At 43.3% G+C, this 21,632-nt stretch carries 13 protein-coding genes and 8 pseudogenes; 1 reads left to right on the forward strand and 20 read right to left on the reverse strand.

The genetic code is table 11. The annotated features are described in order from the left end of the window. Positions 1 to 86 precede the first annotated feature (86 nt). Positions 87 to 842, forward strand: coding sequence for a DUF4369 domain-containing protein (locus HCN54_RS10865; RefSeq protein ID WP_167597820.1), 756 nt, complete (start codon positions 87 to 89; stop codon positions 840 to 842). Positions 843 to 948: 106 nt separating this feature from the next. Here the strand turns inward: HCN54_RS10865 and HCN54_RS10870 are convergent, their stop codons facing one another. The 20 genes and pseudogenes from HCN54_RS10870 to HCN54_RS17670 all read right to left on the reverse strand — a co-directional run. Beyond that, positions 949 to 1,215, reverse strand: a complete 267-nt coding sequence (locus HCN54_RS10870; RefSeq protein WP_167597821.1) for a hypothetical protein — start codon at positions 1,213 to 1,215, stop codon at positions 949 to 951. A 41-nt stretch (positions 1,216 to 1,256) separates the two neighbouring features. After that, positions 1,257 to 2,201: a type I phosphomannose isomerase catalytic subunit gene (locus HCN54_RS10875; protein ID WP_240924865.1), complete on the reverse strand. Its 945-nt coding sequence runs from the start codon at positions 2,199 to 2,201 to the stop codon at positions 1,257 to 1,259. A gap of 72 nt (positions 2,202 to 2,273) precedes the next feature. After that, positions 2,274 to 2,687: a 6-pyruvoyl trahydropterin synthase family protein gene (locus tag HCN54_RS10880; protein ID WP_167597823.1), complete on the reverse strand. Its 414-nt coding sequence runs from the start codon at positions 2,685 to 2,687 to the stop codon at positions 2,274 to 2,276. Next, complete coding sequence (gene idi / locus HCN54_RS10885; RefSeq protein WP_167597824.1) at positions 2,687 to 3,205, reverse strand: isopentenyl-diphosphate Delta-isomerase; 519 nt, start codon at positions 3,203 to 3,205, stop codon at positions 2,687 to 2,689. The genes HCN54_RS10880 and idi overlap by 1 nt, the downstream gene beginning before the upstream one ends. Before the next feature lie 109 nt (positions 3,206 to 3,314). Beyond that, the gene (locus tag HCN54_RS10890) at positions 3,315 to 5,231 is read right to left on the reverse strand and encodes an OmpA family protein (RefSeq protein WP_167597825.1); all 1,917 of its coding nucleotides are present in this window, start codon (positions 5,229 to 5,231) and stop codon (positions 3,315 to 3,317) included. A gap of 16 nt (positions 5,232 to 5,247) precedes the next feature. Next, entirely contained in the window at positions 5,248 to 6,192 is a 945-nt protein-coding gene (locus tag HCN54_RS10895) for a type IX secretion system membrane protein PorP/SprF (protein WP_167597826.1), read from the reverse strand. Between the two features lie 41 nt (positions 6,193 to 6,233). After that, on the reverse strand, positions 6,234 to 7,013 hold the full coding sequence (locus tag HCN54_RS17630; RefSeq protein WP_410503586.1) for a gliding motility-associated C-terminal domain-containing protein: 780 nt from the start codon (positions 7,011 to 7,013) through the stop codon (positions 6,234 to 6,236). Continuing rightward, positions 6,987 to 12,179, reverse strand: a pseudogene (locus HCN54_RS10900) (Ig-like domain-containing protein); the annotation flags it as partial. The gene HCN54_RS17630 and the pseudogene HCN54_RS10900, both read right to left, overlap by 27 nt. Before the next feature lie 20 nt (positions 12,180 to 12,199). Then, positions 12,200 to 16,186, reverse strand: coding sequence for an Ig-like domain-containing protein (locus HCN54_RS10905; RefSeq protein WP_410503587.1), 3,987 nt, complete (start codon positions 16,184 to 16,186; stop codon positions 12,200 to 12,202). A gap of 278 nt (positions 16,187 to 16,464) precedes the next feature. Further along, a complete protein-coding gene (locus tag HCN54_RS10910) occupies positions 16,465 to 16,842 on the reverse strand; it encodes a Calx-beta domain-containing protein (protein ID WP_410503588.1) in 378 nt (125 codons plus the stop codon). Between the two features lie 190 nt (positions 16,843 to 17,032). Continuing rightward, positions 17,033 to 17,353 (reverse strand): annotated as a pseudogene (locus HCN54_RS17635) (Calx-beta domain-containing protein); the annotation flags it as partial. 31 nt (positions 17,354 to 17,384) lie between these two features. Beyond that, positions 17,385 to 17,864 carry a Calx-beta domain-containing protein gene (locus HCN54_RS10920; RefSeq protein ID WP_410503589.1) on the reverse strand — a complete coding sequence of 160 codons (480 nt, stop codon included), beginning with the start codon at positions 17,862 to 17,864 and terminating at the stop codon, positions 17,385 to 17,387. Between the two features lie 6 nt (positions 17,865 to 17,870). Continuing rightward, a pseudogene (locus HCN54_RS17640) lies at positions 17,871 to 18,011 on the reverse strand (hypothetical protein); the annotation flags it as partial. Between the two features lie 8 nt (positions 18,012 to 18,019). Beyond that, positions 18,020 to 18,669: pseudogene (locus HCN54_RS17645) on the reverse strand (Calx-beta domain-containing protein); the annotation flags it as partial. A gap of 8 nt (positions 18,670 to 18,677) precedes the next feature. Continuing rightward, positions 18,678 to 18,998: pseudogene (locus HCN54_RS17650) on the reverse strand (Calx-beta domain-containing protein); the annotation flags it as partial. Between the two features lie 97 nt (positions 18,999 to 19,095). Then, positions 19,096 to 19,767 carry a Calx-beta domain-containing protein gene (locus tag HCN54_RS10950; RefSeq protein WP_167597832.1) on the reverse strand — a complete coding sequence of 224 codons (672 nt, stop codon included), beginning with the start codon at positions 19,765 to 19,767 and terminating at the stop codon, positions 19,096 to 19,098. Beyond that, the gene (locus tag HCN54_RS17655; RefSeq protein ID WP_410503590.1) at positions 19,755 to 20,168 is read right to left on the reverse strand and encodes a Calx-beta domain-containing protein; all 414 of its coding nucleotides are present in this window, start codon (positions 20,166 to 20,168) and stop codon (positions 19,755 to 19,757) included. Before HCN54_RS17655 ends, HCN54_RS10950 begins: the two co-directional genes overlap by 13 nt. A 6-nt stretch (positions 20,169 to 20,174) precedes the next feature. Beyond that, a pseudogene (locus HCN54_RS17660) lies at positions 20,175 to 20,429 on the reverse strand (Calx-beta domain-containing protein); the annotation flags it as partial. 403 nt (positions 20,430 to 20,832) lie between these two features. Beyond that, positions 20,833 to 20,973 (reverse strand): annotated as a pseudogene (locus HCN54_RS17665) (hypothetical protein); the annotation flags it as partial. Positions 20,974 to 21,537: 564 nt separating this feature from the next. Further along, positions 21,538 to 21,624, reverse strand: a pseudogene (locus HCN54_RS17670) (hypothetical protein); the annotation flags it as partial. Between the last annotated feature and the right edge of the window lie 8 nt (positions 21,625 to 21,632).

Consider the following 21,632-nt stretch of genomic DNA (forward strand, 5'->3'; position numbering starts at 1 on the left):
TTGTTCATAATTTGACTTCAGTAAACGCCCCTGCACTAGTATTTAAAGAAGAATTTAGGCATATTTGCAACCTAAAATGACAAAAAATGCAAATTAGATCGGCTATTCTTGGCCTCGTATGTTTATTAGTCCTTGCAAGTTGTGGTAAGGATGGTGACTTCACACTTACCGGAAAAATTAATGGTTTAAAAAAAGGAAAGATTTATTTACAGCGTATTGAAGACACTTCGCTTGTAAATATAGACAGCGTTATTGTAGATGGAAATCCTGATTTTGAATTTATTACTGATCTAAAAGAACCCCAAATTGTTTATCTCACTCTTGAAAAAATAGACGCTTATGAGTACGACGATCGCATCATGATTTTTGCAGAACCAGGTGAAATGACATTAAACACTTCGCTAAAGAATTTTGAAAGTCAGGCAGCTATTACCGGTTCGCAAAACCAACAAAAACTGGATGAATATTCAAAAGTCATTCATCGATTTAATGATAAGAACCTTGATTTAATCAAGAGAAGTTTTGAGGTAAGAAAAGAAGGCATCGAAGACTCGATCATTTATTACGATACGCAACTTCAGAATTTAATGAAGCGAAAGTATTTATATACAGTTAATTTTGCCATTACCAATAAAGACTACGAGATCGCGCCATACCTCGCTGTTTCTGAAATATTTGATGCCAATATTAAATATTTAGATACTATCTATACTTCGCTAAAACCTAAAGTACGCAAATCTAAATATGGTAAAGCGCTTAAAGACTATATCGAGGAGCGTAAAGAAACTAATGCCAATGAGGCGACTACAACTACAATTGACTCAACTGTAGTTGAAGAGTAAAGAGAGCTAAGTTTATTGTTTGATATGCTGACCAAATGTTCAGCGTATAAAAAAAGCCCTTAACTTTTGAAGTTAAGGGCCTTTTTCATTTTAGGGCGAACCTTAATTACAATGCGTTCACTCGATCAATTAAAGCCTTACCGCGCTCTTCTAATTCTGCGTTAACCGCATTTAGATGTTTACGTCTGTTTTCAACTTTATTGTTATTTACTTTTGCGATAAGTTCGTCAAAGGTCACAATAGCATCATCTACAATAGCTTCAGCTTCTTTGTGATCCTCTTTAGGATTGATAGCCTCCCAAATGTATACTGCGTCGATAATATCGCCTAAAACAAAGTTTATATCTTTCTTAAGATCTCTAATACTTGCCATAATAAAAATTTTTGCAAAAGTACATCTAATTTTTAAAGCGGTTACAAGTAAACTTCGAGAATCTCACAAGATTCTGCGTCTAAGTTAACCACGTCACTAGCAGCAGGAATTAACAGCGTTTCTCCGGCGTTTAAACTACCTTCAATCTCACCGTCAGAAAAGTTAAGCGATCCGCTTACTACAATTATAATTGTAAATGAATCTGTACGTGTTATAGAATACGCTTCAGTAAGTTTTACCCATTCCGTTTTGAAATAGGTGTGATGTTTAACGACTTGAGGAGTGTTTGTAGCGCTTCGGTCGTATTCTAATTTAAAATCCTGAGTGGTTTCAAAATCTAAAACTTCTCGCGATTCTTTGACGTGAAGATCTCTTAAGTTCCCTTCATCATCCTTTCGGTTATAATCATATACACGGTACGTCACGTCTGATGTTTGCTGAATTTCAGCTAACAACACACCACCACCTATGGCGTGAATTCTACCGGCATTGATAAAGAATGAATCGCCTTCACTAACTATATGCTGATCCATTACTTCTTCAATACTAAGGTCATCTATGCGCTTATCATATTCCTCCTTGGTGATTTTCTGGTTAAATCCTACGGTAAGCTTGGCACCTTCATCAGCTTGCATGATGTACCACATTTCGGTTTTACCAACACCCGTAGGTGAAGTTTCGTCTGTAGGATGCACTTGTATCGAAAGATCAAAAGCAGCATCAATAAATTTGATCAACAACGGAAAATGTGGGCCGAATTTATCATAGACTTTAGCTCCTAATAAAGCCGCTGGATCTTCTAAAATCGCCTCATTAAGTGTTTTTCCTTGTAAAGCGCCATTACTCACTGTACTCTGCCCTTCTTCAAGATCTGCTATTTCCCAGCTCTCCCCCATCTTTGCGGTGGCGCTGTTTCCTTTATTAAATAGTTTGTTTAGTTTTTGACCTCCCCAGATTTTTTCTTTTAGGACAGGTTGAAAAGTCATTGGATAAACCGTTTTACTCATAATTGTATTGAAATGAGCCCTAAGGCTTTTTGATTAGTTTGCTTCTTATAATTATTCGCCAGAATAGGTTACTGAATTGCGTGGGGTTTCATAAAGGGTTACTTCGATCTTGAAGGTCTCAGAGAGGTGCTTTTTTAATCTATCATAAATCACCACACAGATATTTTCTGCGGTAGGATTTAATGTTGAAAACTCAGGTACGTCAAGATTTAAATTTTTGTGATCAAACGGCTCTTCAACCTCTGCTTTGATCAAATCTTTGAGCACTTTTAGATCAATCACAAAACCAGTTTCAGGATCAATGGGGCCGGTAACAGCTACGATAAGTTCATAATTATGCCCGTGGTAATTAGGATAGCTACATTTCCCGAAAACTTCAAGATTCTTAGCATCATCCCAATCGGCTCTGTAAAGCCGATGCGCAGCGTTAAAATGCGCTTTACGCTTCACTGTAACCTGTTTCATTAGCGTTCTATCTGGTTGTAAAATTTGTCAAATATGATCTTAAACCATTCGGTATACTGTTCAGGATGTAATTTCATATCCTTTTCAATATCTTCTAGAGACATCCATTTCCATTCTGAAACTTCATCAGGATTAATATTGGGCTCATCATTATAATCCCCTAAAAGAATATAGTCATATTCATGTTCCGTCAAACCATTATCAAATGGCGCTTTGTAAATAAAAGATATGTTCTCAGTAAGCGAAGTGGTAAAGCCCATTTCTTCCATCAGACGTCTTTTCCCGGCCTCTACGTTGGTTTCTCCTTCTCGTTGATGACTGCAGCACGTATTTGTCCATAATCCCGGAGAATGATATTTATGTGCCGCTCTGCGTTGAATCATTAATTGATTCTGATCATTGAAAACAAATACCGAAAATGCACGATGAAGTAACGCTTTCTCATGCGCTTCCATCTTAGGCATCAAGCCTACTTGACGGTCGTTTTCATCAACCAAAATCACCAATTCTTCTTTCATAAACTTGTTTTAGTGGTAAATGTACAAATACAAACCCCCTGTAACAATAGAAAAAGCCTTCTAAATTTAGAAGGCTTCTCAGGGTTTGTTATGTTAGATGCATTGACAATTAATAGTCTTGAACAATAAACTCACTACGTCTATTGAGTTGATGTTGCTCTTCGGTACACTGTACGCCATTGCTACACTCGTTGAGCAATTGAGTTTCTCCATAACCACGACCGGTTAGACGCTCTCTGGAAATTCCTCCCTCTTCTACGATATAGTCAATGGTAGATTTGTTACGTCTTTCTGATAACGCAAGGTTATAAGCGTCGTTCCCACGACTATCTGTATGAGAACGCACATCTATGCGTAATTCAGGATATTCCTTCAAAATTTCGATAACCTTTGCTAATTCTACAGCCGCATCCGGTCTGATGTACGATTTATCAAAGTCGAAGTAAATTGGATTGATCAATTTACCAAGATCAAAATCAGGTGGTATCTGTGTTATCGAAGGCTCTAATTCTAGAACCACACTTACCTCACTGCTCGAAGAAGGAATTTTAACCAGTTTTTCATCCGTTAAATAACCTTCCATCTCCCCGCGTACAAAGTATTCTTTGTCACACTCCGGATCGTTGTAAGTAAAGGTCGCATCTGGAGTCTCGGCAGTTCCTGAAACAACAAGATTATTCTCTGTATCTCTTACACCTACCATTGCTCCGTTAAGTGGCTCTTTAGTATTCTTATCAATAACATTTACAATGAGTGTACTTTCGCAAGCAGATTGTATAAAGGTATATATATCATCATCAAGCGGATTGTTAGCTCGGTTGGTTGCAAAAAAGCCTCTACCGGTTTCACTATTAATGATAAATGTAAAATCATCTTTTACACTGTTTACAGGGGCACCAATATTTTCTAGGCTTTCATCTTCAAAATCATATACATAAACATCTAGACCTCCCAAACCGGCACGACCATCTGTTGAGAAATACAATTTGCCCTCTTTGCTAATAAAAGGGAAAGTCTCACGTCCCGGAGTATTAATCTTATCTCCTAAGTTTTCAACCTCTCCAAATGTTCCATCCTCGTTTAGAGCAACTTTCCACAAGTCAGATTCACCGTAAGTTCCGGGTCTATCCGATGCAAAATAAAGAGTTTTACCATCTACTGAAAGCGCAGGGTGTGCAGTGGAAAAGCCATTGTCATTAAATGGAAGTTCTTCTACGTTATTAAAACCATCTCCATTACGCTGAGCCTTATAAAGCTTCAATCTATTGGTATTGTTGCTATCAGCCTTATAGGTATCGTTAGTAAAATTATTTCTGGTAAAATAAAGCGTATTTTCATCAGTACTTAGTAAAGCAGTACTTTCGTGAAATTCAGTATTTACACTACCTGGTAATTTAGAAGCCGTGGCAACCTGATTGTTTTCATCAATATCACCTACGTATAGATCAAGGAAGGGTTGGTCATTCCACTTGTGAATACGTTTTGTGAATGTACCGGTATCACGGGTAGATGCAAATAAAAGCTGCCCTCCGTAAAAAGAAGGAGCAAAATCAGAAAATTTAGCTGCATTTACTTTTAGCTTTTCAATCTCAAAAGTTGCGCTACCATTTTCTATTTCTGAAATGCTTTGACTGCTGTATAAATCATCAGAACTACTCACCGCTTCTTGATACAGCGCAATCATCTCAGTAGATTTGTCATACTGCTCTTCTGCCCGTAAGGCCTGCGCATATCTAAAATATTGGTAAGGAGTCACTTCCTCCGGGTATTTCTCAACCAGTTTAGTATACCAAGTTACTGCCTCTTTATAGTCAGCGTTATAGTAAAAACTATCTCCCAGTTTTGAGAATAGGTCTGCAGATTCGTAACCTTCTTCCGCTACACGCAAGTAAATCTTTTGAGAATCTACAAAAGCGTATTGATCAAATTTTTTGTTTCCCTTAGCAATCTCACGTTCCTGAGCATAAACACTATCAAAACTAAAAGCAATAGCTAAGAGTAGAATGACTTGTAATAATTGTTTCATAGGGGCGTATTTTTAATTAAAAGAATCGTGGTGTTAACATACGGTTGTATTCTTTAAATAATTCAAAACGTAAAAATACTTCATAAGTTCCATTATTGTAAGTCGCATTTCCTAAATCTGTTGATTCTCTGTCATATGCGAAGCCAATAAGCAAACCATCATTCACCTGAAAAGCCGCCAAAGCACTCAATGCAGCACTCCAACGATAGGAAGCTCCTAAGGTCAATTTATCGTACAATAAAAAGTTTGCATTCACATCTACCGAAAGAGGTGCTCCTGCAACCATCTTAACCAATGTCGAAGGTTTAAATTTCAAATTTCGATTGAGATCAAATACATAACCTGCTAAACCATAATAGTGAATTTCTTCTTCAGAAACAAAGGTTTGTGCTCCTTGTGAACCGCTTCGGTCAAAATGATCAGTACGCAATAACTGCGGAGCGGATAATCCACCGTAAAATTTAGCATCGTGATAAAAGATACCAACACCTACGTTTGGGGAAAGCTTATTATCAATACTCACTAAAAAAGGATCATTCTGGTTGAATGGATTAGTTCGGCTAAAATCGACATCTAATAAATTCAAAGAACCTTTCAATCCAAAACTGAATTTACCCTCAGCACCCGTATCTATGGTATAACTAAAATCAGTATTAAAATAGGTTTCTCGCGCAGGTCCCAAAACATCATTTACCAAACTAAAACCTAGTCCAACTTTTCCTAAACCTATAGGGCTGTGAACTGATAGATTTTGCGTGCTTGGCGCTCCATCCAGACCAACCCACTGACTGCGATGTAATAGCAAAATACTGGTTACCCCGCGGTTCCCCGCATACGCGGGGTTGATCACCAAAGGGTTGTACATATATTGCGTGTATTGCGGATCTTGCTGACTGTATCCGCTTAAAGAAATAAGCAGTACAAAAAGCAGAACCAACTTACCCAAATTTCTTTTTACCATATGAAGTCGTTTATTATAAATACTCATTGAGTAATTCAATTTTAATTAATGTAAAGGAATGAGGCTTTACGTCTCACCTGACCACTATCAGGATCAGCATATTCAATCATATAATAATAGGTTCCTGTAGGAAGACGCTCTCCTCGGCGTACAGTAGCACGACCATCTGAGAAGCCTCTAAAGACATTATCATTATTGATACTATATCCTTCTGTACTAAATACCTCTATTCCCCATCTGTTAAAAATCTGAACCTTATTATCAGGGAATCTATCAATATTTTCAATCATAAAAATATCATTAAGACCGTCTCCGTTAGGCGTCATTACGTTGTAAATAACAATGTCTTCCTCTGCTAAAACATTTGGTATTATTGTAACCGTAACGTCATCTGGTTCTCCATCATTATCTACATCTTCATCATCACTATTATTTGGATCATCAGATAAATCTTCAATTACATCTCCATAAGGATCTACACCGCTTACTAAAGCCTGATTTTCTACAAACAATTGCTCAATATCTGCTTGAGTTATTGAATAAATAGCAGTAAACGTGTTTGCATCTACTTCGCCCGGCTCAAGTGTGATTGGGCCTCCTACAACATCTACTAGCGGATCTTCAATAACAATATCTGAAATTGTAGACTCTCCTGTATTATATACGGTAAATGTATAGGTAATGGTTTCACCAACTTGTGGTCTTTGATCACCATTTTCATCATTGAATATTCCAACTTTTTCCAGACTTAAACTTGCAAGTGGAGGCACTATATCACTACCTCTTACAGAGATGTATACCGTTGCAACATCTGTTGCCACAGGAGTTCCGTTATCTGAAATTTGATACGTAAACTGATCTGTTCCAATAAAGCCATCGTTTGGAGTATAGGTGAATGAACCATCTTCATTAATTACCAAGCTTCCATTCTCAGGGCCGTTAGCAGGAGACACTGTAATATCAACTTGCTGTGTTTGCCCTTCAGGATCAAAGTCATTATCAAGAACATTTCCAGTAATAGCCGCATCAATTAAACCAAAGTAAGCATCATCATTCGCTACGGTTGTGTTGCCATTATCAGGAGTCACTTCAATAGTAACAGTACCTGTAGCACACTCTTGAGGCTCTCCGTCGTCGCATACGGTGTACTCAAAACTATCTTCCCCTACAAAGCCAGGCTCTGGAATATAAGTATAGCTTCCGTCTGGATTAACTGTTACACTTCCGTTTGTTGGTTGTGTATTACTTGTTACCGTAATGGTATCGCCATCAGGATCAAAGTCATTTACTAATACATTACCCGTTGCAGGTACACCAGATTCTGTAATAGCGGTATCATCATTAGCAACCGGAGGTTCATTAACATCCAATTCATCTTCAATAGGTAATACCTGAATGATCACATCTGCACTATCGCAAGCCTGTGGACTTCCACCATCACATACTTCATAACTGAAGGTATCCTCTCCGATGAAACCATCGTTTGGTGTATAGGTATAGGTTCCGTCAGCATTGAAAACTAAACTACCACTAGCAGGCTGCGTAAGTACAGTGTACACCTCGCTGTCTGCCGGGCCGTCAGGGTTCTCATCATTGGTTCCTACATCGCCGCTTACCGGTTGACCTTCAAACGTATCGTTGATATCGTTGATCGCTAGGATAGTATTTCCACCATTCTCACTTGGATCTACACTGATGTATACCGTTGCGGTATCCTGTGCTCCGTTTGCATCTTCAATAGTATACGTAAACTGATCTGCTCCGCTAAAGTCCGGATTTGGAGTATAGCTTAAGCTTCCATCAGCTGCTACACTTACGCTTCCGTTAGCAGGCTGCGTATTGCTGATCACACTGATCGCATCGCCTTCTGGGTCGCTATCATTGGTAAGTACATTACCGGTGATCTCTTCGCCGATATAACCGAAGAACGCATCATCATTAGCTACCGTGGTGTTATCAGTATCTGCAACTACCTCGATAGTCACTGTTCCGGTTGCACATAATGATGGATCTGCATCATCACATACCGTGTACTCAAAACTATCTTCTCCTATAAAGCCAGGCTCTGGAGTATAGGTATAGCTTCCGTCAGGGTTAACCGTTACACTTCCGTTTGTTGGCTCAGTATTACCGGTTACAGTAATTGTATCACCATCAGGATCGAAGTCATTCACCAATACATTACCCTCTACAGGAGTTCCTGCTTCGGTAATTGCTGTATCGTCGTTTGCTACAGGTGCTGCATTATCCGGTGTACCAATAGGTAATACCTGAATGATTACATCTGCACTATCACAAGCCTGTGGACTTCCGCCATCACATACTTCATAACTGAAAGTATCCTCTCCGATGAAACCATCGTTTGGTGTATAGGTATAGGTTCCGTCAGCATTGAAGACTAAACTACCACTAGCAGGCTGCGTAAGTACTGAGTACACCTCGCTGTCTGCAGGGCCGTCAGGGTTCTCATCATTAGTGCCTACATCGCCACTTACCGGTTGACCTTCAAAGGTATCGTTGATGTCGTTGATCGCTAGGATAGTATTTCCGCCATTTTCACTTGGATCTACACTGATGTAAACCGTTGCGGTATCCTGTGCTCCGTTTGCATCTTCAATGGTATAGGTAAACTGATCTGCTCCGCTAAAGTCCGTATTCGGAGTATAGGTTAAGCTTCCGTCAGCTGCTACTGTTACATTTCCGTTGGCAGGCTGTGTATTGCTGATCACACTGATCGCATCGCCTTCTGGGTCGCTATCATTGGTAAGTACATTACCGGTGATCTCTTCGCCGATATAACCGAAGAACGCATCATCATTAGCTACCGTGGTGTTATCAGTATCTGCAACTACCTCGATAGTCACTGTTCCGGTTGCACATAATGATGGATCTGCATCATCACATACCGTGTACTCAAAACTATCTTCTCCTATAAAGCCAGGCTCTGGAGTATAGGTATAGCTTCCGTCAGGGTTAACCGTTACACTTCCGTTTGTTGGCTCAGTATTACCGGTTACAGTAATTGTATCACCATCAGGATCGAAGTCATTCACCAATACATTACCCTCTACAGGAGTTCCTGCTTCGGTAATTGCTGTATCGTCGTTTGCTACAGGTGCTGCATTATCCGGTGTACCAATAGGTAATACCTGAATGATTACATCTGCACTATCACAAGCCTGTGGACTTCCGCCATCACATACTTCATAACTGAAAGTATCCTCTCCGATGAAACCATCGTTTGGTGTATAGGTATAGGTTCCGTCAGCATTGAAGACTAAACTACCACTAGCAGGCTGCGTAAGTACTGAGTACACCTCGCTGTCTGCAGGGCCGTCAGGGTTCTCATCATTAGTGCCTACATCGCCACTTACCGGTTGACCTTCAAAGGTATCGTTGATGTCGTTGATCGCTAGGATAGTATTTCCGCCATTTTCACTTGGATCTACACTGATGTAAACCGTTGCGGTATCCTGTGCTCCGTTTGCATCTTCAATGGTATAGGTAAACTGATCTGCTCCGCTAAAGTCCGTATTCGGAGTATAGGTTAAGCTTCCGTCAGCTGCTACTGTTACATTTCCGTTGGCAGGCTGTGTATTGCTGATCACACTGATCGCATCGCCTTCTGGGTCGCTATCATTGGTAAGTACATTACCGGTGATCTCTTCGCCGATATAACCGAAGAACGCATCATCATTAGCTACCGTGGTGTTATCAGTATCTGCAACTACCTCGATAGTCACTGTTCCGGTTGCACATAATGATGGATCTGCATCATCACATACCGTGTACTCAAAACTATCTTCTCCTATAAAGCCAGGCTCTGGAGTATAGGTATAGCTTCCGTCAGGGTTAACCGTTACACTTCCGTTTGTTGGCTCAGTATTACCGGTTACAGTAATTGTATCACCATCAGGATCGAAGTCATTCACCAATACATTACCCTCTACAGGAGTTCCTGCTTCGGTAATTGCTGTATCGTCGTTTGCTACAGGTGCTGCATTGTCTGGTGTACCAATAGGCAACACCTGAATGATCACATCTGCACTATCACAAGCCTGTGGGCTTCCGCCATCACATACTTCATAACTGAAGGTATCCTCTCCGATGAAACCATCGTTTGGTGTATAGGTATAGGTTCCGTCAGCATTGAAAACTAAACTACCACTAGCAGGCTGCGTAAGTACAGTGTACACCTCGCTGTCTGCCGGGCCGTCAGGGTTCTCATCATTAGTGCCTACATCACCACTTACCGGTTGACCTTCAAAGGTATCGTTGATGTCATTGATCGCTAGGATGGTGTTTCCACCATTCTCACTTGGATCTACACTGATGTATACCGTTGCGGTATCCTGTGCTCCGTTTGCATCTTCAATAGTATACGTAAACTGATCTGCTCCGCTAAAGTCCGTATTCGGAGTATAGGTTAAGCTTCCGTCAGCTGCTACTGTTACATTTCCGTTGGCAGGCTGCGTATTGCTGATCACACTGATCGCATCGCCTTCTGGGTCGCTATCATTGGTAAGTACATTACCGGTGATCTCTTCGCCGATATAACCGAAGAACGCATCATCATTAGCTACCGTGGTGTTATCAGTATCTGCAACTACCTCGATAGTCACTGTTCCGGTTGCACATAATGATGGATCTGCATCATCACATACCGTGTACTCAAAACTATCTTCTCCTATAAAGCCAGGCTCTGGAGTATAGGTATAGCTTCCGTCAGGGTTAACCGTTACACTTCCGTTTGTTGGCTCAGTATTACCGGTTACAGTAATTGTATCACCATCAGGATCGAAGTCATTCACCAATACATTACCCTCTACAGGAGTTCCTGCTTCGGTAATTGCTGTATCGTCGTTTGCTACAGGTGCTGCATTGTCTGGTGTACCAATAGGCAACACCTGAATGATCACATCTGCACTATCACAAGCCTGTGGGCTTCCGCCATCACATACTTCATAACTGAAGGTATCCTCTCCGATGAAACCATCGTTTGGTGTATAGGTATAGGTTCCGTCAGCATTGAAAACTAAACTACCACTAGCAGGCTGCGTAAGTACAGTGTACACCTCGCTGTCTGCCGGGCCGTCAGGGTTCTCATCATTAGTGCCTACATCACCACTTACCGGTTGACCTTCAAAGGTATCGTTGATGTCATTGATCGCTAGGATGGTGTTTCCACCATTCTCACTTGGATCTACACTGATGTATACCGTTGCGGTATCCTGTGCTCCGTTTGCATCTTCAATAGTATACGTAAACTGATCTGCTCCGCTAAAGTCCGTATTCGGAGTATAGGTTAAGCTTCCGTCAGCTGCTACTGTTACATTTCCGTTGGCAGGCTGCGTATTGCTGATCACACTGATCGCATCGCCTTCTGGGTCGCTATCATTGGTAAGTACATTACCGGTGATCTCTTCGCCGATATAACCGAAGAACGCATCATCATTAGCTACCGTGGTGTTATCAGTATCTGCAACTACCTCGATAGTCACTGTTCCGGTTGCACATAATGATGGATCTGCATCATCACATACCGTGTACTCAAAACTATCTTCTCCTATAAAGCCAGGCTCTGGAGTATAGGTATAGCTTCCGTCAGGGTTAACCGTTACACTTCCGTTTGTTGGCTCAGTATTACCGGTTACAGTAATTGTATCACCATCAGGATCGAAGTCATTCACCAATACATTACCCTCTACAGGAGTTCCTGCTTCGGTAATTGCTGTATCGTCGTTTGCTACAGGTGCTGCATTATCCGGTGTACCAATAGGTAATACCTGAATGATTACATCTGCACTATCACAAGCCTGTGGACTTCCGCCATCACATACTTCATAACTGAAAGTATCCTCTCCGATGAAACCATCGTTTGGTGTATAGGTATACGTTCCGTCAGCATTGAAGACTAAACTACCACTAGCAGGCTGCGTAAGTACTGAGTACACCTCGCTGTCTGCAGGGCCGTCAGGGTTCTCATCATTAGTGCCTACATCGCCACTTACCGGTGACCTTCAAAGGTATCGTTGATGTCGTTGATCGCTAGGATGGTGTTTCCGCCATTTTCACTTGGATCTACACTGATGTAAACCGTTGCGGTATCCTGTGCTCCGTTTGCATCTTCAATGGTATAGGTAAACTGATCTGCTCCGCTAAAGTCCGTATTCGGAGTATAGGTTAAGCTTCCGTCAGCTGCTACTGTTACATTTCCGTTGGCAGGCTGCGTATTGCTGATCACACTGATCGCATCGCCTTCTGGGTCGCTATCATTGGTAAGTACATTACCGGTGATCTCTTCGCCGATATAACCGAAGAACGCATCATCATTAGCTACCGTGGTGTTATCAGTATCTGCAACTACCTCGATAGTCACTGTTCCGGTTGCACATAATGATGGATCTGCATCATCACATACCGTGTACTCAAAACTATCTTCTCCTATAAAGCCAGGCTCTGGAGTATAGGTATAGCTTCCGTCAGGGTTAACCGTTACACTTCCGTTTGTTGGCTCAGTATTACCGGTTACAGTAATTGTATCACCATCAGGATCGAAGTCATTCACCAATACATTACCCTCTACAGGAGTTCCTGCTTCGGTAATTGCTGTATCGTCGTTTGCTACAGGTGCTGCATTGTCTGGTGTACCAATAGGCAACACCTGAATGATCACATCTGCACTATCACAAGCCTGTGGGCTTCCGCCATCACATACTTCATAACTGAAGGTATCCTCTCCGATGAAACCATCGTTTGGTGTATAGGTATAGGTTCCGTCAGCATTGAAAACTAAACTACCACTAGCAGGCTGCGTAAGTACAGTGTACACCTCGCTGTCTGCCGGGCCGTCAGGGTTCTCATCATTAGTGCCTACATCACCACTTACCGGTTGACCTTCAAAGGTATCGTTGATGTCATTGATCGCTAGGATGGTGTTTCCGCCATTTTCACTTGGATCTACACTGATGTAAACCGTTGCGGTATCCTGTGCTCCGTTTGCATCTTCAATGGTATAGGTAAACTGATCTGCTCCGCTAAAGTCCGTATTCGGAGTATAGGTTAAGCTTCCGTCAGCTGCTACTGTTACATTTCCGTTGGCAGGCTGTGTATTGCTGATCACACTGATCGCATCGCCTTCTGGGTCGCTATCATTGGTAAGTACATTACCGGTGATCTCTTCGCCGATATAACCGAAGAACGCATCATCATTAGCTACCGTGGTGTTATCAGTATCTGCAACTACCTCGATAGTCACTGTTCCGGTTGCACATAATGATGGATCTGCATCATCACATACCGTGTACTCAAAACTATCTTCTCCTATAAAGCCAGGCTCTGGAGTATAGGTATAGCTTCCGTCAGGGTTAACCGTTACACTTCCGTTTGTTGGCTCAGTATTACCGGTTACAGTAATTGTATCACCATCAGGATCGAAGTCATTCACCAATACATTACCCTCTACAGGAGTTCCTGCTTCGGTAATTGCTGTATCGTCGTTTGCTACAGGTGCTGCATTATCCGGTGTACCAATAGGTAATACCTGAATGATTACATCTGCACTATCACAAGCCTGTGGACTTCCGCCATCACATACTTCATAACTGAAAGTATCCTCTCCGATGAAACCATCGTTTGGTGTATAGGTATACGTTCCGTCAGCATTGAAGACTAAACTACCACTAGCAGGCTGCGTAAGTACTGAGTACACCTCGCTGTCTGCAGGGCCGTCAGGGTTCTCATCATTAGTGCCTACATCGCCACTTACCGGTTGACCTTCAAAGGTATCGTTGATGTCGTTGATCGCTAGGATGGTGTTTCCGCCATTTTCACTTGGATCTACACTGATGTAAACCGTTGCGGTATCCTGTGCTCCGTTTGCATCTTCAATGGTATAGGTAAACTGATCTGCTCCGCTAAAGTCCGTATTCGGAGTATAGGTTAAGCTTCCGTCAGCTGCTACTGTTACATTTCCGTTGGCAGGCTGCGTATTGCTGATCACACTGATCGCATCGCCTTCTGGGTCGCTATCATTGGTAAGTACATTACCGGTGATCTCTTCGCCGATATAACCGAAGAACGCATCATCATTAGCTACCGTGGTGTTATCAGTATCTGCAACTACCTCGATAGTCACTGTTCCGGTTGCACATAATGATGGATCTGCATCATCACATACCGTGTACTCAAAACTATCTTCTCCTATAAAGCCAGGCTCTGGAGTATAGGTATAGCTTCCGTCAGGGTTAACCGTTACACTTCCGTTTGTTGGCTCAGTATTACCGGTTACAGTTATTGTATCACCATCAGGATCAAAGTCATTTACTAGTACATTACCGTCTACAGGAGTTCCTGCTTCGGTAATTGCTGTATCGTCGTTTGCCACAGGTGCTGCATTGTCTGGTGTACCAATAGGTAATACCTGAATGATTACATCTGCACTATCACAAGCCTGTGGACTTCCGCCATCACATACTTCATAACTGAAGGTATCCTCTCCGATGAAACCATCGTTTGGTGTATAGGTATAGGTTCCGTCAGCATTGAAAACTAAACTACCACTAGCAGGCTGCGTAAGTACTGTGTATACCTCGCTGTCTGCAGGGCCGTCAGGGTTCTCATCATTGGTGCCTACATCGCCACTTACCGGTTGACCTTCAAACGTATCGTTGATGTCATTGATCGCTAGGATTTCATTTGAAGTAATTGTACCAGTCGCCTGAACAGGGCTATTAGCCACAGTTCCACTGATAACTGTTCCAATCACTGTAAATGTTTCATCCTCTTCAAATACATCATCATCTATTGTTGATACCAAGATTGGTGTACTCTCAGTCTGTCCAGCCGGTATGGTTACCGTGGTCGTTACAGGGGTATAGTCATCGCCCGCTAAAGCACTGCCGGGTACTGTAACTACATCTACTACAACATCTTCTGTACTTGGATTATCTATACTTACAACAAACACGGCTTCACTGCCCTCAGCAACGGTAACATCACTGATGCTTACCTCCGGAAGGTCGTCCGGATTGTCGGTAATAGTAGCGGTTCCTACAGGATCGGTGTTTGAAGTGTTGCCACTGGTTACCGTCCCTTCTAAAGTGAACTGCTCTTCACCTTCATATAAATCATCGTTAAGCGTACTTACAGCTACTTCTACACTGGTCTGTCCAGCCGGTATGGTTACCGTGGTCGTTACAGGGGTATAGTCATCGCCCGCTAAAGCACTGCCGGGTACTGTAACTACATCTACTACAACATCTTCTGTACTTGGATTATCTATACTTACAACAAACACGGCTTCACTGCCCTCAGCAACGGTAACATCACTGATGCTTACCTCCGGAAGGTCGTCCGGATTGTCGGTAATAGTAGCGGTTCCTACAGGATCGGTGTTTGAAGTGTTGCCACTAGTTACCGTCCCTTCTAAAGTGAACTGCTCTTCACCTTCATATAAATCATCGTTAAGCGTACTTACAGCTACTTCTACACTGGTCTGTCCAGCCGGTATGGTTACCGTGGTCGTTACAGGAGTATAGTCATCGCCCGCTAAAGCACTGCCAGGTACTGTAACTACATCTACTACAACATCTTCTGTACTTGGATTGTCTATACTTACAACAAACACGGCTTCACTGCCCTCGGCAACGGTAACATCACTGATGCTTACCTCCGGAAGGTCGTCCGGATTGTCGGTAATAGTAGCGGTTCCTACAGGATCGGTGTTTGAAGTGTTGCCACTAGTTACCGTCCCTTCTAAAGTGAACTGCTCTTCGCCTTCATATAAATCATCGTTAAGCGTACTTACAGCTACTTCTACACTGGTCTGTCCAGCCGGTATGGTTACCGTGGTCGTTACAGGGGTATAGTCATCGCCCGCTAAAGCACTGCCAGGTACTGTAACTACATCTACTACAACATCTTCTGTACTTGGATTGTCTATACTTACAACAAACACAGCTTCACTGCCCTCAGCAACGGTAACATCACTGATGCTTACCTCCGGAAGGTCGTCCGGATTGTCGTAATAGTAGCGGTTCCTACAGGATCGGTGTTTGAAGTGTTGCCACTAGTTACCGTCCCTTCTAAAGTGAACTGCTCTTCGCCTTCATATAAATCATCGTTAAGCGTACTTACAGCTACTTCTACACTGGTCTGTCCAGCCGGTATGGTTACCGTGGTCGTTACAGGGTATAGTCATCGCCCGCTAAAGCACTGCCGGTACTGTAACTACATCTACTACAACATCTTCTGTACTTGGATTGTCTATACTTACAACAAACACGGCTTCACTGCCCTCGCAACGGTAACATCACTGATGCTTACCTCCGGAAGGTCGTCCGGATTGTCGGTAATAGTAGCGGTTCCTACAGGATCGGTATTTGAAGTGTTGCCACTAGTTACCGTCCCTTCTAAAGTGAACTGCTCTTCGCCTTCATATAAATCATCGTTAAGCGTACTTACAGCTACTTCTACACTGGTCTGTCCCGCCGGTATGGTTACCGTGGTCGTTACAGGAGTATAGTCATCGCCCGCTAAAGCACTGCCAGGTACTGTAACTACATCTACTACAACATCTTCTGTACTTGGATTGTCTATACTTACAACAAACACAGCTTCACTGCCCTCAGCAACGGTAACATCACTGATGCTTACCTCCGGAAGGTCGTCCGGATTGTCGTAATAGTAGCGGTTCCTACAGGATCGGTGTTTGAAGTGTTGCCACTAGTTACCGTCCCTTCTAAAGTGAACTGCTCTTCGCCTTCATATAAATCATCGTTAAGCGTACTTACAGCTACTTCTACACTGGTCTGTCCCGCCGGTATGGTTACCGTGGTCGTTACAGGGTATAGTCATCGCCCGCTAAAGCACTGCCAGGTACTGTAACTACATCTACTACAACATCTTCTGTACTTGGATTGTCTATACTTACAACAAACACGGCTTCACTACCCTCAGCAACGGTAACATCACTGATGCTTACCTCCGGAAGGTCGTCCGGATTGTCGGTAATAGTAGCGGTTCCTACAGGATCGGTGTTTGAAGTGTTGCCACTAGTTACCGTCCCTTCTAAAGTGAACTGCTCTTCGCCTTCATATAAATCATCGTTAAGCGTACTTACAGCTACTTCTACACTGGTCTGTCCAGCCGGTATGGTTACCGTGGTCGTTACAGGGTATAGTCATCGCCCGCTAAAGCACTGCCGGTACTGTAACTACATCTACTACAACATCTTCTGTACTTGGATTGTCTATACTTACAACAAACACGGCTTCACTGCCCTCGGCAACGGTAACATCACTGATGCTTACCTCCGGAAGGTCGTCCGGATTGTCGGTAATAGTAGCGGTTCCTACAGGATCGGTGTTTGAAGTGTTGCCACTAGTTACCGTCCCTTCTAAAGTGAACTGCTCTTCGCCTTCATATAAATCATCGTTAAGCGTACTTACAGCTACTTCTACACTGGTCTGTCCCGCCGGTATGGTTACCGTGGTCGTTACAGGAGTATAGTCATCGCCCGCTAAAGCACTGCCAGGTACTGTAACTACATCTACTACAACATCTTCTGTACTTGGATTGTCTATACTTACAACAAACACAGCTTCACTGCCCTCAGCAACGGTAACATCACTGATGCTTACCTCCGGAAGGTCGTCCGGATTGTCGGTAATAGTAGCGGTTCCTACAGGATCGGTGTTTGAAGTGTTGCCACTAGTTACCGTCCCTTCTAAAGTGAACTGCTCTTCGCCTTCATATAAATCATCGTTAAGCGTACTTACAGCTACTTCTACACTGGTCTGTCCAGCCGGTATGGTTACCGTGGTCGTTACAGGGTATAGTCATCGCCCGCTAAAGCACTGCCAGGTACTGTAACTACATCTACTACAACATCTTCTGTACTTGGATTGTCTATACTTACAACAAACACGGCTTCACTGCCCTCAGCAACGGTAACATCACTGATGCTTACCTCCGGAAGGTCGTCCGGATTGTCGGTAATAGTAGCGGTTCCTACAGGATCGGTGTTTGAAGTGTTGCCACTAGTTACCGTCCCTTCTAAAGTGAACTGCTCTTCGCCTTCATATAAATCATCGTTAAGCGTACTTACAGCTACTTCTACACTGGTCTGTCCGCCGGTATGGTTACCGTGGTCGTTACAGGAGTATAGTCATCGCCCGCTAAAGCACTGCCAGGTACTGTAACTACATCTACTACAACATCTTCTGTACTTGGATTGTCTATACTTACAACAAACACAGCTTCACTGCCCTCAGCAACGGTAACATCACTGATGCTTACCTCCGGAAGGTCGTCCGGATTGTCGGTAATAGTAGCGGTTCCTACAGGATCGGTGTTTGAAGTGTTGCCACTAGTTACCGTCCCTTCTAAAGTGAACTGCTCTTCGCCTTCATATAAATCATCGTTAAGCGTACTTACAGCTACTTCTACACTGGTCTGTCCCGCCGGTATGGTTACCGTGGTCGTTACAGGGTATAGTCATCGCCCGCTAAAGCACTGCCAGGTACTGTAACTACATCTACTACAACATCTTCTGTACTTGGATTGTCTATACTTACAACAAACACGGCTTCACTACCCTCAGCAACGGTAACATCACTGATGCTTACCTCCGGAAGGTCGTCCGGATTGTCGGTAATAGTAGCGGTTCCTACAGGATCGGTGTTTGAAGTGTTGCCACTAGTTACCGTCCCTTCTAAAGTGAACTGCTCTTCGCCTTCATATAAATCATCGTTAAGCGTACTTACAGCTACTTCTACACTGGTCTGTCCCGCCGGTATGGTTACCGTGGTCGTTACAGGGTATAGTCATCGCCCGCTAAAGCACTGCCAGGTACTGTAACTACATCTACTACAACATCTTCTGTACTTGGATTGTCTATACTTACAACAAACACGGCTTCACTGCCCTCGCAACGGTAACATCACTGATGCTTACCTCCGGAAGGTCGTCCGGATTGTCGGTAATAGTAGCGGTTCCTACAGGATCGGTGTTTGAAGTGTTGCCACTAGTTACCGTCCCTTCTAAAGTGAACTGCTCTTCGCCTTCATATAAATCATCGTTAAGCGTACTTACAGCTACTTCTACACTGGTCTGTCCCGCCGGTATGGTTACCGTGGTCGTTACAGGAGTATAGTCATCGCCCGCTAAAGCACTGCCAGGTACTGTAACTACATCTACTACAACATCTTCTGTACTTGGATTGTCTATACTTACAACAAACACGGCTTCACTACCCTCAGCAACGGTAACATCACTGATGCTTACCTCCGGAAGGTCGTCCGGATTGTCGGTAATAGTAGCGGTTCCTACAGGATCGGTGTTTGAAGTGTTGCCACTAGTTACCGTCCCTTCTAAAGTGAACTGCTCTTCGCCTTCATATAAATCATCGTTAAGCGTACTTACAGCTACTTCTACACTGGTCTGTCCCGCCGGTATGGTTACCGTGGTCGTTACAGGAGTATAGTCATCGCCCGCTAAAGCACTGCCAGGTACTGTAACTACATCTACTACAACATCTTCTGTACTTGGATTGTCTATACTTACAACAAACACGGCTTCACTGCCCTCGCAACGGTAACATCACTGATGCTTACCTCCGGAAGGTCGTCCGGATTGTCGGTAATAGTAGCGGTTCCTACAGGATCGGTGTTTGAAGTGTTGCCACTAGTTACCGTCCCTTCTAAAGTGAACTGCTCTTCGCCTTCATATAAATCATCGTTAAGCGTACTTACAGCTACTTCTACACTGGTCTGTCCCGCCGGTATGGTTACCGTGGTCGTTACAGGAGTATAGTCATCGCCCGCTAAAGCACTGCCAGGTACTGTAACTACATCTACTACAACATCTTCTGTACTTGGATTGTCTATACTTACAACAAACACGGCTTCACTACCCTCAGCAACGGTAACATCACTGATGCTTACCTCCGGAAGGTCGTCCGGATTGTCGGTAATAGTAGCGGTTCCTACAGGATCGGTGTTTGAAGTGTTGCCACTAGTTACCGTCCCTTCTAAAGTGAACTGCTCTTCGCCTTCATATAAATCATCGTTAAGCGTACTTACAGCTACTTCTACACTGGTCTGTCCAGCCGGTATGGTTACCGTGGTCGTTACAGGAGTATAGTCATCGCCCGCTAAAGCACTGCCAGGTACTGTAACTACATCTACTACAACATCTTCTGTACTTGGATTGTCTATACTTACAACAAACACGGCTTCACTGCCCTCGCAACGGTAACATCACTGATGCTTACCTCCGGAAGGTCGTCCGGATTGTCGGTAATAGTAGCGGTTCCTACAGGATCGGTATTTGAAGTGTTGCCACTAGTTACCGTCCCTTCTAAAGTGAACTGCTCTTCGCCTTCATATAAATCATCGTTAAGCGTACTTACAGCTACTTCTACACTGGTCTGTCCAGCCGGTATGGTTACCGTGGTCGTTACAGGGTATAGTCATCGCCCGCTAAAGCACTGCCAGGTACTGTAACTACATCTACTACAACATCTTCTGTACTTGGATTGTCTATACTTACAACAAACACAGCTTCACTGCCCTCGGCAACGGTAACATCACTGATGCTTACCTCCGGAAGGTCGTCCGGATTGTCGGTAATAGTAGCGGTTCCTACAGGATCGGTGTTTGAAGTGTTGCCACTAGTTACCGTCCCTTCTAAAGTGAACTGCTCTTCACCTTCATATAAATCATCGTTAAGCGTACTTACAGCTACTTCTACACTGGTCTGTCCAGCCGGTATGGTTACCGTGGTCGTTACAGGGTATAGTCATCGCCCGCTAAAGCACTGCCGGTACTGTAACTACATCTACTACAACATCTTCTGTACTTGGATTGTCTATACTTACAACAAACACAGCTTCACTGCCCTCAGCAACGGTAACATCACTGATGCTTACCTCTGGAAGGTCGTCCGGATTGTCGGTAATAGTAGCGGTTCCTACAGGGTCGGTGTTTGAAGTGTTGCCACTAGTTACCGTCCCTTCTAAAGTGAACTGCTCTTCGCCTTCATATAAATCATCGTTAAGCGTACTTACAGCTACTTCTACACTGGTCTGTCCAGCCGGTATGGTTACCGTGGTCGTTACAGGGTATAGTCATCGCCCGCTAAAGCACTGCCAGGTACTGTAACTACATCTACTACAACATCTTCTGTACTTGGATTGTCTATACTTACAACAAACACAGCTTCACTGCCCTCAGCAACGGTAACATCACTGATGCTTACCTCCGGAAGGTCGTCCGGATTGTCGGTAATAGTAGCGGTTCCTACAGGATCGGTGTTTGAAGTGTTGCCACTAGTTACCGTCCCTTCTAAAGTGAACTGCTCTTCGCCTTCATATAAATCATCGTTAAGCGTACTTACAGCTACTTCTACACTGGTCTGTCCCGCCGGTATGGTTACCG

Source organism: Leeuwenhoekiella sp. ZYFB001 (assembly GCF_011784865.1).
Lineage (GTDB): Bacteria > Bacteroidota > Bacteroidia > Flavobacteriales > Flavobacteriaceae > Leeuwenhoekiella > Leeuwenhoekiella palythoae.

Excerpts from the sequence above, each read along its gene's own strand:
- HCN54_RS10870 (WP_167597821.1), bottom strand. The coding sequence starts at position 1,215 with ATGGCAAGTATTAGAGATCTTAAGAAAGATATAAACTTTGTTTTAGGC.
- HCN54_RS10890 (WP_167597825.1), bottom strand. The coding sequence starts at position 5,231 with ATGAAACAATTATTACAAGTCATTCTACTCTTAGCTATTGCTTTTAGT.
- HCN54_RS10875 (WP_240924865.1), bottom strand. The coding sequence starts at position 2,201 with ATGACTTTTCAACCTGTCCTAAAAGAAAAAATCTGGGGAGGTCAAAAA.
- HCN54_RS10895 (WP_167597826.1), bottom strand. The coding sequence starts at position 6,192 with ATGGTAAAAAGAAATTTGGGTAAGTTGGTTCTGCTTTTTGTACTGCTT.
- HCN54_RS10865 (WP_167597820.1), top strand. The coding sequence starts at position 87 with ATGCAAATTAGATCGGCTATTCTTGGCCTCGTATGTTTATTAGTCCTT.
- HCN54_RS10880 (WP_167597823.1), bottom strand. The coding sequence starts at position 2,687 with ATGAAACAGGTTACAGTGAAGCGTAAAGCGCATTTTAACGCTGCGCAT.
- idi (WP_167597824.1), bottom strand. The coding sequence starts at position 3,205 with ATGAAAGAAGAATTGGTGATTTTGGTTGATGAAAACGACCGTCAAGTA.